Origin of the sequence: Ureibacillus massiliensis 4400831 = CIP 108448 = CCUG 49529, from assembly GCF_000772965.1 — a bacterium.
GTDB classification, from domain to species: domain Bacteria; phylum Bacillota; class Bacilli; order Bacillales_A; family Planococcaceae; genus Ureibacillus; species Ureibacillus massiliensis.
This window is the reverse complement of the sequence record NZ_JPVQ01000028.1, coordinates 28,902-45,034: the sequence shown is the minus strand read 5'-3', so window position 1 is coordinate 45,034 and position 16,133 is coordinate 28,902. Positions and strand designations below refer to the sequence as shown.

General features: G+C 34.5%; 16 protein-coding genes and 1 other annotated feature. Of the genes, 4 read left to right on the top strand and 12 right to left on the bottom strand.

The genetic code is table 11. From position 1 onward, the window contains the following. The 5 genes from CD30_RS13645 to CD30_RS13625 form a co-directional block, all read right to left on the bottom strand. On the bottom strand, positions 1-622 hold a 622-nt coding region (locus CD30_RS13645; protein ID WP_170215842.1), incomplete at its 3' end, for an S-layer homology domain-containing protein. Between the two features lie 397 nt (positions 623-1,019). Next, complete coding sequence (argH, locus tag CD30_RS13640; protein ID WP_036177938.1) at positions 1,020-2,390, bottom strand: argininosuccinate lyase; 1,371 nt, start codon at positions 2,388-2,390, stop codon at positions 1,020-1,022. A 39-nt stretch (positions 2,391-2,429) separates the two neighbouring features. Then, on the bottom strand, positions 2,430-3,641 hold the full coding sequence (locus tag CD30_RS13635; protein ID WP_036177936.1) for an argininosuccinate synthase: 1,212 nt from the start codon (positions 3,639-3,641) through the stop codon (positions 2,430-2,432). Positions 3,642-3,818: 177 nt separating this feature from the next. Further along, complete coding sequence (locus CD30_RS13630) at positions 3,819-4,568, bottom strand: SDR family NAD(P)-dependent oxidoreductase (RefSeq protein ID WP_036177934.1); 750 nt, start codon at positions 4,566-4,568, stop codon at positions 3,819-3,821. A 184-nt stretch (positions 4,569-4,752) separates the two neighbouring features. Beyond that, positions 4,753-5,190 (bottom strand): Rrf2 family transcriptional regulator, encoded by a 438-nt coding sequence (locus CD30_RS13625; protein WP_036177932.1) that lies wholly within the window; start codon positions 5,188-5,190, stop codon positions 4,753-4,755. A 185-nt stretch (positions 5,191-5,375) separates the two neighbouring features. On the opposite strand from CD30_RS13625, the gene hmpA reads away from it, so the two are divergent. Continuing rightward, entirely contained in the window at positions 5,376-6,545 is a 1,170-nt protein-coding gene (gene hmpA, locus CD30_RS13620) for an NO-inducible flavohemoprotein (RefSeq protein WP_036177930.1), read from the top strand. Positions 6,546-6,630: 85 nt separating this feature from the next. Here the strand turns inward: hmpA and CD30_RS13615 are convergent, their stop codons facing one another. After that, complete coding sequence (locus CD30_RS13615; RefSeq protein WP_036177928.1) at positions 6,631-7,572, bottom strand: MBL fold metallo-hydrolase; 942 nt, start codon at positions 7,570-7,572, stop codon at positions 6,631-6,633. 146 nt (positions 7,573-7,718) lie between these two features. After that, positions 7,719-7,929, top strand: a binding site (T-box leader). Between the two features lie 67 nt (positions 7,930-7,996). Between CD30_RS13615 and proC the strand changes: the two genes are divergently transcribed. Both proC and namA read left to right on the top strand, forming a co-directional pair. Further along, positions 7,997-8,803, top strand: coding sequence for a pyrroline-5-carboxylate reductase (gene proC / locus CD30_RS13610; RefSeq protein WP_036177926.1), 807 nt, complete (start codon positions 7,997-7,999; stop codon positions 8,801-8,803). Positions 8,804-8,917: 114 nt separating this feature from the next. Then, the gene (gene namA / locus CD30_RS13605; protein ID WP_036177924.1) at positions 8,918-9,937 is read left to right on the top strand and encodes an NADPH dehydrogenase NamA; all 1,020 of its coding nucleotides are present in this window, start codon (positions 8,918-8,920) and stop codon (positions 9,935-9,937) included. A gap of 70 nt (positions 9,938-10,007) precedes the next feature. Here the strand turns inward: namA and CD30_RS13600 are convergent, their stop codons facing one another. The 3 genes from CD30_RS13600 to CD30_RS13590 form a co-directional block, all read right to left on the bottom strand. Next, positions 10,008-10,238, bottom strand: coding sequence for a hypothetical protein (locus tag CD30_RS13600; protein ID WP_036177922.1), 231 nt, complete (start codon positions 10,236-10,238; stop codon positions 10,008-10,010). 157 nt (positions 10,239-10,395) lie between these two features. Then, positions 10,396-11,334 carry a ribonuclease Z gene (gene rnz, locus CD30_RS13595; RefSeq protein ID WP_036177920.1) on the bottom strand — a complete coding sequence of 313 codons (939 nt, stop codon included), beginning with the start codon at positions 11,332-11,334 and terminating at the stop codon, positions 10,396-10,398. Positions 11,335-11,353: 19 nt separating this feature from the next. Next, a complete protein-coding gene (locus tag CD30_RS13590) occupies positions 11,354-12,586 on the bottom strand; it encodes a DNA polymerase IV (RefSeq protein ID WP_456243250.1) in 1,233 nt (410 codons plus the stop codon). 199 nt (positions 12,587-12,785) lie between these two features. On the opposite strand from CD30_RS13590, the gene CD30_RS13585 reads away from it, so the two are divergent. Continuing rightward, on the top strand, positions 12,786-13,334 hold the full coding sequence (locus CD30_RS13585; protein ID WP_036177918.1) for a biotin transporter BioY: 549 nt from the start codon (positions 12,786-12,788) through the stop codon (positions 13,332-13,334). Positions 13,335-13,380: 46 nt separating this feature from the next. Here CD30_RS13585 and CD30_RS13580 read toward each other — a convergent pair whose 3' ends face one another. Genes CD30_RS13580 through CD30_RS13570 form a run of 3 tightly spaced genes read right to left on the bottom strand, consistent with a single transcriptional unit; the run spans position 13,381 to position 15,777 of the window. Continuing rightward, on the bottom strand, positions 13,381-13,935 hold the full coding sequence (locus CD30_RS13580; protein WP_036177916.1) for a 5' nucleotidase, NT5C type: 555 nt from the start codon (positions 13,933-13,935) through the stop codon (positions 13,381-13,383). 33 nt (positions 13,936-13,968) lie between these two features. After that, on the bottom strand, positions 13,969-15,066 hold the full coding sequence (gene ribD, locus CD30_RS13575; RefSeq protein ID WP_036177915.1) for a bifunctional diaminohydroxyphosphoribosylaminopyrimidine deaminase/5-amino-6-(5-phosphoribosylamino)uracil reductase RibD: 1,098 nt from the start codon (positions 15,064-15,066) through the stop codon (positions 13,969-13,971). A 12-nt stretch (positions 15,067-15,078) separates the two neighbouring features. Then, the gene (locus tag CD30_RS13570) at positions 15,079-15,777 is read right to left on the bottom strand and encodes a GTP cyclohydrolase II (RefSeq protein WP_408056785.1); all 699 of its coding nucleotides are present in this window, start codon (positions 15,775-15,777) and stop codon (positions 15,079-15,081) included. Positions 15,778-16,133: the final 356 nt, after the last annotated feature.

Genomic DNA, 16,133 nt, shown 5'->3' with positions numbered 1-16,133 from the left:
CTGTTGATTTTTGTTTGTGGAAAACTGTTAACTCTAGTTTAGCGTTTACAACATTTTCATAAATCCCATTGCCAGCAATTATTTCAACACTCATCGAAGCTAAATCACTTTTGTAAATAAAGGTTGCTAATTGCCCCCGTGTCACAGGACTGTTAGGTTCAAAGGTTGTTGGTGTAACACCATTTGTAATTTTAAGATTTAATAAAGTTTGAATAGCATTTTTATACCATGCATTTTCACTTACATCTGTAAAAGGAAGATGTACTTCTTCATTCAATTCAAATTCATATGCTTTTGTTAAAATACCTGCCATATGGGCTCTTGTAAGTTGTTCATTAGGTCTAAAGGTATTATCTTCAAAACCACTAATGATTCCTTTGTTAACAAGAGTAGCAATTTGTTTGTAGTACGGGTGTTTAGTTGAAATATCTTTAAATTGAGGGTTAGTTACTGTTGAAGTATCTAGTTGTAGGGTTTGTACAAGCATAAGGGCCGCTTGTCCACGAGTTACGGGTTGATAAGGTTTAAAAGTTCCATCTTGGTAACCTTTAATGATTCCTTTACCTGCTAATTGTTGAACAGGTTCATAAAAATAAGCATCCACATCAATATCTTTAAACATAATCTCCTCAGCATTTGCTGTTATAAAATTGCTGTTATGTAAGCAAAAGATTATGGTTAAAGCAAAGAGTGATATAATTCTAACTATTGTTTTCATTTATACACAATAATAGTATTTAATACTCACCCAAATCGTACCAAAGTCGGGAGGTAAATACTAGATAAATTTGTTATTAACTAGGCTAATTTTATTTTTTTCGAGAATATAAAAAACCGCCTCGCGACCCCGAGACGGTTTATGTAACTTTATATGTTCACGACTCACTAAGAGTGAATCGTTTCCTATAAAGTTTTTATTATTATCAAGTTACCCTCTGGCTTCTTGATAAAAGATTTGAAAACTATTGAGCATCACTGTACTACATTAATAGTTGTCATAAAAAAATTGAGTTAAAATTTTATAAGCACTGCTTACCTTTTTCGATTTGAAGTCGTACTTGATCAAAGCCAGTTCCACCAAGAGAATTTCTTCTACTAACGGCCGCTTCTGGTTTTAATACTTCATACACATCCTCTTCGATAAGGTCGCTCTCTGCTTTCATATCTTCAAGAGGTAAATCTAATAAATAAATCCCTCTTTGAATACAAGTAAACACTAATTTCCCAGTTACTTCATGAGCTTCACGGAAAGGCATGCCCTTTGTCGCTAAGTAATCAGCAAGCTCAGTTGCATTTGAAAAATCACTATGAACTGACTTTTTCAAACGCTCCTTATTGACAGTCATCGTACGAACCATACCCTCAAAGATTTTCAATGCACCAAGAATTGTATGGACAGTATCAAACATACCTTCCTTATCCTCTTGCATATCTTTGTTATACGTTAACGGTGTACCCTTCAATACTGTTAACAGTCCCATCAGGTTCCCATAAACGCGACCAGTCTTGCCACGAATAAGTTCTGCCATATCTGGGTTTTTCTTTTGTGGCATAATTGACGAACCAGTTGAAAAGGCATCATCTAATTCAATAAATTTAAACTCATCAGTTGACCAAATAATAATCTCTTCTGCAAATCGAGATAAATGTGTCATGAGCAATGAAGAATTTGATAAAAATTCTACGATAAAATCACGATCACTTACTGCATCCATTGAATTTGCATACACTTTGCTAAATCCAAGCAACTGGGCAGATTTTTCACGATCAATCGGGAATGTTGTGCCTGCCATGGCGCCTGCACCTAATGGCAATATATCAATTCGTTTCATGGATTCGTTAAAACGTTCTTTATCACGCTCAAGCATCCAGAAATATGCCATTAAATGATGAGCAAAACTGATTGGTTGTGCTCTTTGTAAATGGGTATAACCCGGTGCAATTGTTTCAATGTGTTGTTCAGCTTTTTCTAAAATTGTACGTTGGAAAGCTTCAATTAAATCGACCACTTCGACTACACGTTTTTTTAAGAATAAGTGAACATCCGTTGCAACTTGGTCATTACGGCTACGGCCAGTATGGAGTTTTCCCCCTACTGGACCGATTATATCCGTTAACATTTTTTCTAAATTTAGATGGATATCTTCGTTGGCAACACTAAACTCGAGCTCTCCAGCCTCTGCCAAAGTTTTTAGCTCATGTAAACCGCCAAGTATCTTCTCTACATCTTCAGCAGATAAGATTCCTTGTGCGCCTAACATTGTTACGTGTGCGACACTACCTTCGATATCTTCCATTACTAATTGTTGGTCAAAGCCTATTGACGCACCGAATTCATCTACCCAGCTTTCTGCTGACTTTTGAAAACGGCCACCCCATAATTTTGTCATGATGACACCTACTTCTAAGATCCAAATTACTAGTGGAAATTATTTTGTTACTTTCTGTGTATTTTTAGCGACTTCCGCAGCAACTACTGTTGGAAGTCCCCATAATTCAATAAAACCAACTGCAGAATTATGGTTAAATTTATCTGCTTTTGAGTATGTTGCTAACTCCTCAGAGTATAGTGAATTTGGTGATTTACGTCCATCAACAATTGCGTGACCTTTAAATAATTTCACACGAACTGTACCGTTTACGTATTTTTGCGTTTCCTTGATAAAAGCATCAAGTGCAGTACGGATTGGGTTGAACCATAATCCTTCATAAATCACCTCTGAAAGTTTATGCTCAATAATCGGTTTGAAATGGGCTAGTTCTTTTACTAATGTAATATCTTCAAGCTCTTTATGAGCAGTTAAAAGTACTTTTGCACCTGGAATTTCATATACTTCACGAGATTTAATACCAACTAAACGGTTCTCAACGTGATCGATACGTCCAATACCATGAGCACCTGCAATTTTATTTAGCTCTTGGATTAAATCAGCAAGTTTCATTTCTTTCCCATTTAATGAAACTGGTTTACCTTCTACAAATTCAATTTCCACATATTCAGCTACATCAGGAGCGTTTTCAACTGAAACAGTTAAACCATATGCTTCTTCCGGTGGAGCTACCCAAGGATCTTCCATTACACCAGCTTCATTTGCACGGCCCCAAAGGTTTTGGTCGATTGAGAATGGAGAATCGATTGTAGCTGGAACAGGTACACCATTTTTTTGCGCATATTCAATTTCTTCATCACGGCTCCATCCCCATTCACGTACTGGAGCAAGAACTTCTAAATCTGGATTTAATGCTTTAATTGAAACCTCGAAACGTACTTGGTCATTTCCTTTACCTGTACATCCATGTGCTACTGCATCTGCACCTGTTTCATTTGCAATTTCAACTAATTTTTTTGAAATTAATGGACGGCTTAGTGCAGAAACAAGTGGATATTTTTGTTCATACCATGTATGACCTTGTAAAGAAAGCAGTACGTATTCTTCTGCAAACTCGTCTTTAGCATCTACCATATAAGATTCAATAGCACCAACTTGTAGTGCTTTGTTTTTTACGAATTCAAGATCTTTTCCTTCACCTACATCTAGACAAACAGCGATTACATCCCATCCTTGTTCTTTTAACCAAGGAATTGCTACTGAAGTATCAAGACCACCTGAATATGCTAATACTACTTTTTTATTTGCCATAAAACTTACGCCTCCGATAACACTGAATGTATTTTTATACAACTATATAAAACTTTATACATGAATAGTAACACGTTATAAAAATAAATACAAGTGTATTTTTATAAAAAATTAACTATTTAAAAAACGAGTAAAACCTTTTATTTTCTAAGTGTTTACGTTCTACTCGTTTATGTATCATTTTTTATTAAAAAACCCGCTTCCTAACATCTCAACTAGTCTGGGAGCTACTGCATAAAGCTTGCTTGTAAAACCCATTACCTTTGGCAAATTTATTTCTCTTACAGGTTTATCGATACAATTTACGATACCTGTTGCGACCTTTTCGGGTTTTAACAAAAATTTTTCTATACTTTTACGATAGGCATTTGTTGCATCTACCTTTTGTAAAAAAGGAGTATCAATGGGTCCGGGATAAATTGCTGTAACTTTCACATCAAATGGTGCTAGCTCCATTCGAAGCCCATTTGCAAATCCTGTAATAGCATGTTTTGTAGCAGCATAAATACTTGCTTTTCTCGTTGCTACCTTCCCTGCTTGAGAACCGATAAAAATAATATGACCTTTTTTTCTTTTTATCATAGATTGAGAAAGTCTTCTGGTCATTAGCATCGGTGCACGCACATTGACATCGATCATTTCATTAATATTATCATCAAGTAAATCGAAAGCATTTTGGAAAATACCTAATCCTGCATTCATGATGGCGACATCTAGTGGAGGAAGATTTCTACAAACTCTTTCTATATCTTCTATTTTAGTTAAATCTGCTTGAAAAACATTTGCCCCTAATTTACTAAGCATTTCTAATGATGGTTCATTGCGTCCAGTGGCATAAACAATATGACCTTTTTTAATACACATTTCTGTAATTATTCGACCAATTCCACTAGTTGCTCCTGTTATAAAGATAACTTTACCATTCATTTCACCGCATGTTCCTTTCTGAACAATCCATACTTTTATTTATAATGTGTTTATATCTCATATTATAAATGATTGTTTTTTGTATTTTGTTTTAAATTAATTTGTTTTAAAAGCAACCATCAATTTTGTCCTATTGAATAGCTACTCTAAAATTAGAAAAAAGAGTATAGAAAATCTATACCCTTTATCCGCCTATTAATAATTTATATAGTTCATCTTTCGACTTTAAAAAGTCGTTTAAATTGTATGTGTCTAAAACAGCTAAATATGCCTTTAACGCTTCATTTAATGCATTTTTCAATTGGCAGGCTGGAGAGATTTTACACATATTATTTTCACTATTAAAACATTCAACTAAGTAAAAATCCTCTTCAGTTTTACGCACAACTTGACCAATATTTATGTCATTAGGATTCATGGCAAGTCGAATCCCACCTCCGCGACCACGGATTGTTTCAATGTATCCGAGTTGACCTAACTCATAGGTTACTTTCATTAAATGATTTTTCGATATATTATAATTGTCAGCAATCTCTTGGATCGTCGATAATTGTTCATTACCTTTTATGCCAAGATATAACAACACTCTTAATGAATAATCTGTATATAATGTTAAGCGCATAATGCCACCACACTTTCTTAAGACCATTGTATCATTTTCTCATAGAAATTTTTAATAAGAAATCTACAAATTTTAAACATGTATTTTATATACTTCATTTGTGTCTGATTTGTTAAAGATGTATTTTATATATTGCTTTTAAAAATCCCTAGGAGTATAGTGACTTTTGAAAGGACGTGTTTAAATTGTTATCACAACAAACTATCGACGTTATTAAATCAACTGTACCAGTATTAGAACAACATGGGGTTACAATCACTAAAACTTTTTACAGCAATATGTTAAATGCACATCCAGAATTATTAAATTATTTTAACAGAGCCAATCAACAAAAAGGTCGTCAACAAACCGCTTTAGCTAATACAGTATTAGCTGCTGCAAAATATATCGACAATTTAGAACCAATCGTACCTGTAGTAATGCAAATTGCACATAAACACCGCGGATTAGGTATTTTACCTGAGCATTATCCAATTGTTGGTGAAAATTTACTTCGTGCTATTAAAGAAGTACTTGGTGATGCTGCAACTGATGAAATTATCGACGCTTGGGCAAACGCATATGGTGTTATTGCAGAAATTTTTATTTCTGTAGAAGAGGATTTATATAAAGCTGCAGAAGATAATGGAGGTTGGCGTTTATTTAAACCATTTAAAGTAGCTCAAAAAGTGCAAGAAAACGAAGAAGTAACATCATTTTATTTAGTACCTGAAGATGGTTCCACTTTACCAGCTTTCCAACCAGGTCAATATATTACAGTTCGTGTGAAAGTACCTGGGGATGAATACACATCAAACCGTCATTATACTTTATCACAGGCTTCAAATCCTAACGAATACCGTATTTCAGTAAAACGTGAAGATGCATGTGATCCAAAGGGTGTTGTATCAAACTACCTTCATAACAATGTAAATGAAGGCGATTTCATTGATGTAAGTGCTCCAGCGGGCTTATTTACTTTATCAGAAACTAACAATCCTACTCTATTTATTAGCGGTGGTATTGGTGTAACGCCATTAAATACAATGTTACAAGCAATGGAACCAGGACGTGATGTAACATTTGTTCATACAGCACGTAATAAAAATGTAATCGCTTTTCAAGAGCAAATTGAAAACAAAGTTAAAGAACTAAACGGAACTTATAGAGCTTACTACTCAGATTCCGAAGGTTATATTACAAAAGAAGTATTAGCTCCTTATATAAAAGAAACAACAGAAGTTTATGTATGTGGACCAGCACCATTTATGGAAACAGTTATTTCTCTTTTAAATGAACTAAATGTACCTAAAGAAAATATTCACTTCGAATTCTTTGGACCTGCTATGACGATAAAAGCATTTGCTCATGCATAATTTAATCGACTATTTAGTTTACATTTTCTAATATAAGGTAAAAATTCACCCCAAATGTATAGCGAATAATACATTTGGGTTTTTTTTATGTTCTTGAATAAATCAAAACATCTCCTACTAGTTCTACCTTAACTAATCCTTCTTGTTCTAAGTAATCTAACTCCCCTATTGTTTTCGACAAAGTTAATCCAAGCTCTGATTTATAAAGAGATGCATATAATTTTTGTGTTACCTCATACACTGTTTTAGGTTCACTTAAAATATCATAAGCCTGTTTTGCTCGCTTATGATCTCTTTTAATTCTAAAATCAATTAATTCATTCACGTTTTCGATTTCATTGCCGTGTCCAGTATATAATTTACTTACGTTTAAATCCTTTAATAGTGTTAAAGACTGATGATACTGTAGAAGCGTTTTAGGGCGATCCATTGAAAGGTCGATCGGCGGTTCAATTAAAGGATTCGATGAGATTGTTTCTAACAACAAATCTCCCCCAATTGCTGTGTTTGTTTTTTCATCAACAAAAATCAAATGACTTTGGGCATGACCAGGTGTGTAATGTGCTTTCAATCCAGGATGTCCAGGCATTTCATCTCCATCTTGAATAAAATGAGTTAAAGGCGTAGTACCTAATAATTCTAGTTCACCTCGAATTTGCAACATTTTTTCAATATAACGTTCAGGCACTGCTTGCCGTATCATATGATATTGATAAAATTGATCTCTGTATTCAAGAAACTCTGGTTTTTGGCGTAACCAATGATCCACATACTCATGGGCTAAAATGTTTGCCTTTGGAAATGCATCAATCCATCCGGCATGGTCAGGATGTTGATGGGTTAAAATGACTTGATCGATATCTTTCATTTCATAGCCAGCTGCACGGATTCCCGTTTTCAATGTTTCATAGGCCTCTGTTGTCTTTGGACCTGCATCAAATAATGTCAATGCTTCTCCTTTCACTAAAAACACATTAACATCTCCAACAGGAAATGGTGTTGGCAAAACTATTTTATGTATGTTCATTAATCTTCCCCCTAAGTGAACTAAACAATTATTTTAAAAAATGAATCATTATTCATTATATTTTACTTCTTTTTTCTAATTTCGTCTATGTAACAGAGTTGACATATTCTCGTATAGTGCATATAATTTTCATTATTCTTAATATTAAAAATGTAATGATGAAGCCGAGTAAATGATTTGATGGTTTAAGAGAGTGCTATGTTTGGTGAGAATAGCATAACCCCCTCAATTCATTGAACCTACTTCTGAACAGTCATGACAACATGACCGTAGCCTTGCGATAAAAGGAAATGAGTTGTGCTATTATGGCAAACTAAGGTGGTACCGCGGAAACTGTATGCGTTTTTCGTCCTTATTTAAGGATGGAAAACGCATTTTTTATTTGTTATGAACTTAACACATATATTGAAACGGAGGGATATAGATGGAAAAAGTAGTTTTTGTTGGAGCAGGATCAATGGCTGAAGCAATGATTCAGGGGTGGATTGAACAAAATGTGGTAGACGCAACACAGATTTATATAACAAATCGCTCAAATTATGAAAGACTTGATGAATTAAGTTTAAAATATGGCGTGAATATATTACAAAAAAAGGAAGAACTTTTTCATGCGGATATCATCGTTTTAGCGGTGAAACCAAAGGATGGAAAAGTTGCTATGGAATCTATTTCTTCATTTATTGCACAGAACACACCTGTATTATCAGTAATGGCCGGAATATCAATTAATGCAATTTCTAATTTATTAGGAAATAGACCGATCGCACGTGTTATGCCAAATACATCAGCAACTATCGGAATGTCAGCGAGTGGTGTTGCATTCAATGAAGATGTGAATGAGGATTTAAAGAAACAATATTTACAAATGCTAGATGCAATTGGCATTGTTATTGAAGTCGAGGAAGAAAAATTACATGCTGTTACAGCTCTATCTGGAAGCGGTCCAGCTTATCTATACTATCTGCTCGAGGCTTGGGAAAAGGTAGGAACAGAGTTTGGCTTATCAAAGGAGACCGTCAGAAAATTAATGGTTCAAACAATCGCTGGATCAGCCGCGATGTTACAGCAAATAAAAGAAGAGCCTGATGTTCTACGAAAAAAAGTGACAAGTCCAGGAGGAACAACTGAGGCAGGAATTCAAGCGTTAGAAAGTCATCATTTCAATGAGGCCATTTATCAATGTATTAAAAGTGCAGAAGCAAGATCTAGAGAATTAGCAAAGGGAGAATAATCAAAGCTTTTTTCGTCTTTTCTATTACTCTTCTCTTACCAAAGCAACTTTTTTCCATACGAGCGTATTTTTCTGTAAGATAAGAGAGTAGCTAATTTGAAAGGAGTTTGAATTATGGTAAAACTTTTTGAACCATTTTCAATAAGAACTATTGAACTTAAAAATCGCATAGTAATGTCCCCTATGTGCATGTACCAGGCGGAGGATGACGGTATTGCTACTGATTTTCATCTTGTTCATTATACATCAAGAGCAATCGGTCAAGTTGGACTGATTATTTTAGAAGCTACTGCAGTTGTTCCAGAAGGTCGAATTACAAATAAAGACTTAGGCATTTGGAGCGATGAACATATTGAAAACCTGACTAAAATTGTATCTAACGTAAAAGCGTATGGTTCAAAAGCTGGCATTCAGCTTGCTCATGCTGGAAGAAAAGCAACGGTTGATGGCGATACATATGCCCCATCATCTATTGCATTTAGTGAAATGTATAAAACGCCTTTAGAAATGTCAAAGAACGATATAAAAGAGGTTGTTTCAGCATTTAAGGCCGCTGCGCAACGAGCGATAAAAGCAGGTTTCGACGTTTTAGAAATCCATGGGGCGCACGGTTACTTACTTAATGAATTTTTATCTCCATTAACAAATCAACGAACAGATGAATATGGTGGCTCTATTGAAAACCGATATCGTTTACTTAGAGAAGTAATTGATGCAGTCCGTTCAATTTGGGATGGTCCCCTATTTGTTCGCATATCTGCAAATGAATATGCTGAAGGTGGATTAAAACCAGAGGATTATATTCAATTTGCATTAAGGATGAAGTCTCAAGATGTTGATTTGATCGATGTGAGCTCTGGTGGCGTTGTATCTGTATCAGTTACATCCTTCCCCCTTTATCAAGTTCCTTACGCTGCAACTTTAAAACAAGAAGCAAACATTGCAACTGGAGCAGTTGGTATTATTACAAACGGAAAAGATGCCGAGGCTATTTTACAGGAGCAAAAGGCAGATTTAATCTTTATTGGACGGGAACTTTTAAGAAATCCTCATTTCCCATACACGGCAGCAGTGCAGCTGGGGATAACAATTGAAGCGCCAAATGATTCATATGATCGAGGTTGGCGTTTTTAAGGAAGATAACCTGCGCGTGATAGATAGTTTTGAAGTAACAAAACTATCTATTCACGCGTATTTTTTTATATTAAAGAGTACCTTCCTTTATACGTTTCACAATTGAATATGTAGTGAACAAAGCCATAGGTCCAAGAACTGCAGTTATGATAATCCAAATATTCAAAGCATTAGCTGCTTGTAATCCCTCAAAATTCGTAATGATATAAATGATTAAACCAAATAATAGTAGATAGCTTAAAACATTTGGAAATATTACGAGTAAACGTAAAACAGCAGGATTGATTTTTGGTTGATTCATTTGACCACCCCTTATTAATTCTCCATCACACTATCATTTTACTCGTTTGTTCTACTATTTTCTACATATAATTATATTTCAATTAAAAATGCACCTTCGAATATTAGAATTGTTTCTAATAATGGAGGTGCTCTAAAGCATGTTTTTTCTATCTTATTTATATTTTTAATAACTTATTATTTTTCCACAAAAATTCATCGAAATCATTGGCGATAAAAGTATTTGGAAAAATCCCCTTTGCTTCAGTAACTAATGCTTGAATTTGTGGGAATAAAAACCTTGCGCTCAGATGGTTTAAAATTAGATTTTCTGCATGCGCTTCTTTTGCAATTTTAGCGGCTTCAAGGTTTGTTGAATGTCCGTAACTTGCTGCAAGCTCTGCTGTATTATGATCGAAAGTAGCTTCATGGACGACTATATCCGCATTTTCACTTAAATTTATTGCATTACCACAATACTTTGTATCACCTAAAATCGAAACTACAAACCCTTCTTTTGGGGGTGCTGTTACATCTTTACTATATACAACCGTCCCATTTTCTAATGTTATATTTTCTCCATTTTTTAATTTTCCTAGAAGCGGACCTTTTGGCACACCTAGTTCACGAGCCTTTTCAATAAGCAATTCACCTTGTAATGGTTTCTGTTCTATGCGGTAACCAAAACATTGTATGACATGCTCCAATTCCAATGCAGTTACGATAAATTGCTCATCCTCAAAAATAATACCTTCTTCAACTTCCACAAATTGAATATCATAGGTTATATGTGTATTGGATAATTCAAAAGTCGATAAAACCCAACTTTTCAATCCTTTTGGACCATACAAGGTTAATGGATCTTCCCCACCTAAAAATGAACGAGAGCTTAAAAAGCCTGGTAAGCCAAATATATGATCTCCGTGTAAATGGGTAATAAAAATCTTATCAATTTTTCGTGGTCGAATAGAAGTATGTAAAATCTGATGCTGAGTTGCTTCCCCACAATCAAATAACCAAATCGTGCCACATTCATCTAGCAATTTAAATGCTAATGCACTTGTATTTCTTTCTTTTGAAGGCATTCCAGCTCCAGTACCTAAAAATTGTAATTGCATAATAAGCCTCCGTTTTATATTACTCTTTCAAATCCTCTAAAAAATCCTTACTGAAACTTGTTTTAGAGGCATAGGTAGTTTTTTTATCAATTTCAATACCTTTTTGGATTAGACCTTTTCCAAACTTTTTCTCAATTTCATCAATTAATTCGTAAATAGGTTCCTGCTTGGCAAATTTTTCGTAGTTATCAAAGGATAGTTGTTGAGCAGAATTTTTTCGATCACGAACATTTGATACCGTTACACCTAATAAACGTATCGGAGAGCCATCCCACCCCTTGTGGAATAATTTTATCGCCTCTTCAAAAATATCATCTTTTAAATAAATATCGTTTTGTAATGTTTTACTACGTGAGCTATTATGCCAATCAGCATCTCGAATTTGGATACTGACCGTTGAACCACATAGCTTTTTCACTTCTAATCTTTCTGCTACTTTTGCAGATAACATTTGAAAAGTATCTGTAAGCTTATCTATATCCGTTTCATCAAATGGCAACGTTGTTGAATTCCCTACACTTTTTGTTTCATAAATCGAATCTGGATCAACCTCTCGAAAGTCGATACCATTAGCACGTTCTCGCAATCTTATTCCATTTTTTCCAAGAGCTTCTTTTAATAAACCTTCATTTGACTGTGCTAAGTCACCAATTGTATTTATTTTAATGGTCTGTAATTTTTTCGCTGTACTTTCACCTATTCCGTGCATTTCTATGACAGGTAAAGGCCATAAAATGGATGGAACATCACGTTTTCTTAAAATAGTGATACCCATAGGTTTTTTCATATCAGAAGCAGTTTTAGCTAAAAATTTATTTGGCGCAACGCCTATCGAACAAGGAAGATCTAATTCGTTTTGAATACGAAGCTGAATTTCTTTTGCAATTTCAATTGGATGTCGTTCTTTAGATTTAGCTGAAATGTCCATATATCCTTCATCAATGGAAACCGGTTCAACCAAGTCTGTATATTCTCGCAAAATTGAAAACATAGCTTTTGAAGCTAGTCGATATTTTGGGAAGTCTGGGGGTAATAAAATTAGACCTGGACATTTTCGTAAAGCTTCGCCAACATTCATCGTTGTATATATACCCTTTGCGCGAGCTTCATAGGAACTTGTAACAATAATCCCTCGTCTTTGCTTTGGATCTCCTGCAATGGCGATTGGTTTATCCTTTAACTCCGGATTATACGCTTGCTCCACTGAAGCATAAAAACTGTTCATATCAACATGTAAAATAATCCTCGACAATGTCCCCACCTCCAAACCTATACCCATACTACAAGAAATTTTACCATAATTAATAGACTTTAAAAAAACAGTATCATCAATAAGATATTTATCACTAAAAATATTTCCATTTTTATCATTGACAAACAATTATTTATATAATATCCTCATTTGTGTAAACCTTATAACTTTATAGGTTAACACAAAGGGGGATAAATTTATGAAATCTAAAACATATCCATACGTTATGACAGCATTTGCAGCAGCAATCATTGCAGTATTAGCACAAATTACAATTCCGTTACCATTAGTACCGATTACAGGGCAAACTCTTGCAATTGGTTTAGTTGTCACTATTCTAGGTACTAAATACGGGACACTTTCTGTACTCGTTTATATTTTATTAGGAGCTATAGGAATGCCAGTCTTCTCCGGTTTTTCAGGTGGCTTTGCAGTACTTGTAGGACCAACTGGTGGTTATATTGTTGGTTTTTTAGTACAAGCGCTCGTTATGGGAATTTACATGGATAAGCTTGGTTACAATTATGTGCAAGCAATCATTTCCAATTTATTAGGAATGATTGTAACATTATCATTTGGAACTATATGGCTGAAAATTTTAGCAAATATTTCATGGGAAGCTGCTTTTTTCAGTGGTGTTGCTCCGTTTATAGTTGTTGGGATTATAAAAGCAATCATTGCTGCATGGGTAGGCATAATGGTTCGCAATCGATTAACTACAGCTAAACTATTGCAACAATTTGCATAATGTATGAAAAAATGAGCATATCTTTATTTTGATATGCTCATTTTATTTATTCAAATTTAAAGTCAAACCAGTTTTTGATTCTTGGTAAATTTATATGTTGATTGTAGGATTGATCCTTCACAAAAAGTTTAGTTGGAATATCGGTTAGTGTATTAATAACCTGTGGCTTATCGTCAAAATAGTAATCTAATTTCAACTCTTTTATTATGTGAATTTTCTCGTGATCTTCCATACCACAATAAAAGTTTTCTGCTTTTACAGGAAACCCCCTCTCTTCTACCCATTGCTTCGTTCGTGTACAATAACCTTTTGGGCGAGATGTAATATAAAAAATTTCATGACCATCCTGATGTAATCGATTCAACAATTCTATTGCTCCATCAAAAGCTTGGCAATTAGTAAAATATATTTCCTCTAATAAACTTGCCCACATTTTACCACCAGCCACTTTATCTAAACCAAATGCTTCATGGATTTCGACAGTTTTCAGCTGTTTAAAAATTTCAATGCTTACATTTTGATGAAGCTTTTGATTATATATATGAAAAGCGTGCTCTCTTAAATTAATCAACGTATCATCAATATCAAAACCAAATCTCACAACAATCCTACTTTCTTAAGGAGATAACTATTACTATTTTTTCGGATAGGCGACTATCATTAAATCTTGTCCAATTTGATGATAAGATTCAAATTCGAGATTTGTCGCTAAGTCCATGCTATCTAAATCATCGCCAAGGACAGGTGATTTCGAATGAATGCCCCCAATTATTTTCGGAGCAATGTATACATGGTATTTATTAATAAGACCTCGTCTAAGGAAGGAGCCATTTACTGTTCCCCCACCTTCTACTAAAATATCTGTAATTCCTTCATTATATAAGGCTTCTAACATTTCATCTAAATCCAGACCATTCTCGGCTTTCGTTACACTAATAATTGATACGCCTTTTTTCTCAAGTTCTGCAATTTTATTCGGGTTTACATTTTTTTCTGTAACAATAATTGTTTTAGCATCACTAGTATTTAATACATTAGAAGCTAAGGGAATACGCAATTGACTATCTAGAATAATTCTTATTGGATTTTTCCCTTTACCTTCAGGCAAGCGCGTCGTTAATGTTGGATTATCTGCAAGTACTGTACCGATCCCCACTAAAATTGAATCTACTTCATTACGTAATTGATGTACATGTAGTCTTGCTTCTTCACCTGTAATCCATTTTGAGTGTCCTGTGTGAGTAGCTATTTTCCCATCAAGTGTCATTGCAAACTTTGAAATAACAAATGGTCGTTTTGTAATCATATTATGAATAAATCGTTCATTAAGCTTTATCGCCTCATCTTCGAGCAAGCCCACTTCAACTTCAATTCCTGCATCTCTAATCAATTGGATACCACGTCCCGCTACAGCTGGATTTGGATCCTTTGTTGCAACTACTACACGTGCAACTTTCGATTCTACAACTAAATTTGCACATGGAGGTGTTTTCCCGAAATGTGAGCAAGGTTCTAATGTAACATATAAAGTAGCCCCTTTTGCATGTTCACCAGCCATATTAAATGCATGTACTTCAGCGTGTGGTTCTCCTGCTTTTCGATGTAAACCTGAGCCTACAATTACACCGTCTTTAACTAGCACAGCTCCAACAACAGGGTTAGGATTTGTTCTCCCTTTAGCTGAAGCCGCTAAATCTAATGCTAACTGCATATAATCTTTATCAGTTTTCACAAAATACACCTACTACAAAGTCATTTTTGGGTCAGGAATATGTCCTGATTTCAGTATTTTTGTATTTAGATAATAACGATTTGTCTCTGTCATTCCGCCCCATAAAGGGATATGTTCTTTAGCAATTAAGCCGTGGCTTTTTAATGCTTGTAGCTTTTTAGGATTATTTGTTATTAGTGTTACTGGCTTTTGTCTTAGAGATTCAAGAATTCGTAAAGCTTCCTCATAAGAACGAGTATCATCTTCAAACCCTAATGCTTCATTTGCCTCAACTGTATCGAAACCTTCTTCTTGCAATAAGTACGCAAGAGATTTGGAAAATAGACCAATTCCTCGGCCTTCATGGTTAGCAAGATAAAAAATCGCTCCATGACCGTGTTCTTTTATCATTTTCATAGATTGATGTAGTTGGTATCCACAATCACATCGCATACTTCCGAAAATATCTCCCGTATGACAAATACTATGCATTCGAATTATTGCGTCCTCTGCAGCCTCAAAATCACCATATACTAACACCGACGACTGCTGCTGATCAGCTAAATTTGCATTAGCAATTAAATCTAACACTTCTTCTTTTGTTAATTTTCCATCTATTTTTAACCATGTATACCACTTAAAGGTCGCTTCAAAATCACCCTGTTTCACCGGTAATTTTACAGGACCAACTAAGCATAGATTCTGATTTTTATTGAACGGTACGATGTTCATTTTATTTAAAAGGATTTCCTTTTTATTTATAAGTAAATTGTTCATTCCACACCCCAACCAATCTTAAATTAACAACTCAGTTACTATTCGTAACTAAGTGTAGGTTAATAATTTTAACACGTCAAATCATAGTATTCAGACTTTCACCATTCTATTTGGCGAATATCCAATTCACACTTAGAATACTACCACATAGTGAAAAATACTAAAAATGACTCAACTCAAAGAAATTTCATTATCTACGTTATTTTAATAGGAAGGTAATAAGAGGGATTGGATTTTGTTCAATTTAAAAAAATGAAGGTTCTGTTTTATTATTCATAACAGAACCTTCATTATAATTCGATAAATCTTTT

What these genes read in the sequence shown, in the direction of transcription:
- argH (WP_036177938.1), bottom strand. Translation starts at nt 2,390, where the DNA reads ATGACAAAATTATGGGGTGGCCGTTTTCAAAAGTCAGCAGAAAGCTGG.
- CD30_RS13615 (WP_036177928.1), bottom strand. Translation starts at nt 7,572, where the DNA reads ATGAACATACATAAAATAGTTTTGCCAACACCATTTCCTGTTGGAGAT.
- CD30_RS13585 (WP_036177918.1), top strand. Translation starts at nt 12,786, where the DNA reads ATGAAATCTAAAACATATCCATACGTTATGACAGCATTTGCAGCAGCA.
- CD30_RS13635 (WP_036177936.1), bottom strand. Translation starts at nt 3,641, where the DNA reads ATGGCAAATAAAAAAGTAGTATTAGCATATTCAGGTGGTCTTGATACT.
- CD30_RS13570 (WP_408056785.1), bottom strand. Translation starts at nt 15,777, where the DNA reads ATGAACATCGTACCGTTCAATAAAAATCAGAATCTATGCTTAGTTGGT.
- namA (WP_036177924.1), top strand. Translation starts at nt 8,918, where the DNA reads ATGGTAAAACTTTTTGAACCATTTTCAATAAGAACTATTGAACTTAAA.
- CD30_RS13625 (WP_036177932.1), bottom strand. Translation starts at nt 5,190, where the DNA reads ATGCGCTTAACATTATATACAGATTATTCATTAAGAGTGTTGTTATAT.
- CD30_RS13630 (WP_036177934.1), bottom strand. Translation starts at nt 4,568, where the DNA reads ATGAATGGTAAAGTTATCTTTATAACAGGAGCAACTAGTGGAATTGGT.
- proC (WP_036177926.1), top strand. Translation starts at nt 7,997, where the DNA reads ATGGAAAAAGTAGTTTTTGTTGGAGCAGGATCAATGGCTGAAGCAATG.
- CD30_RS13600 (WP_036177922.1), bottom strand. Translation starts at nt 10,238, where the DNA reads ATGAATCAACCAAAAATCAATCCTGCTGTTTTACGTTTACTCGTAATA.
- rnz (WP_036177920.1), bottom strand. Translation starts at nt 11,334, where the DNA reads ATGCAATTACAATTTTTAGGTACTGGAGCTGGAATGCCTTCAAAAGAA.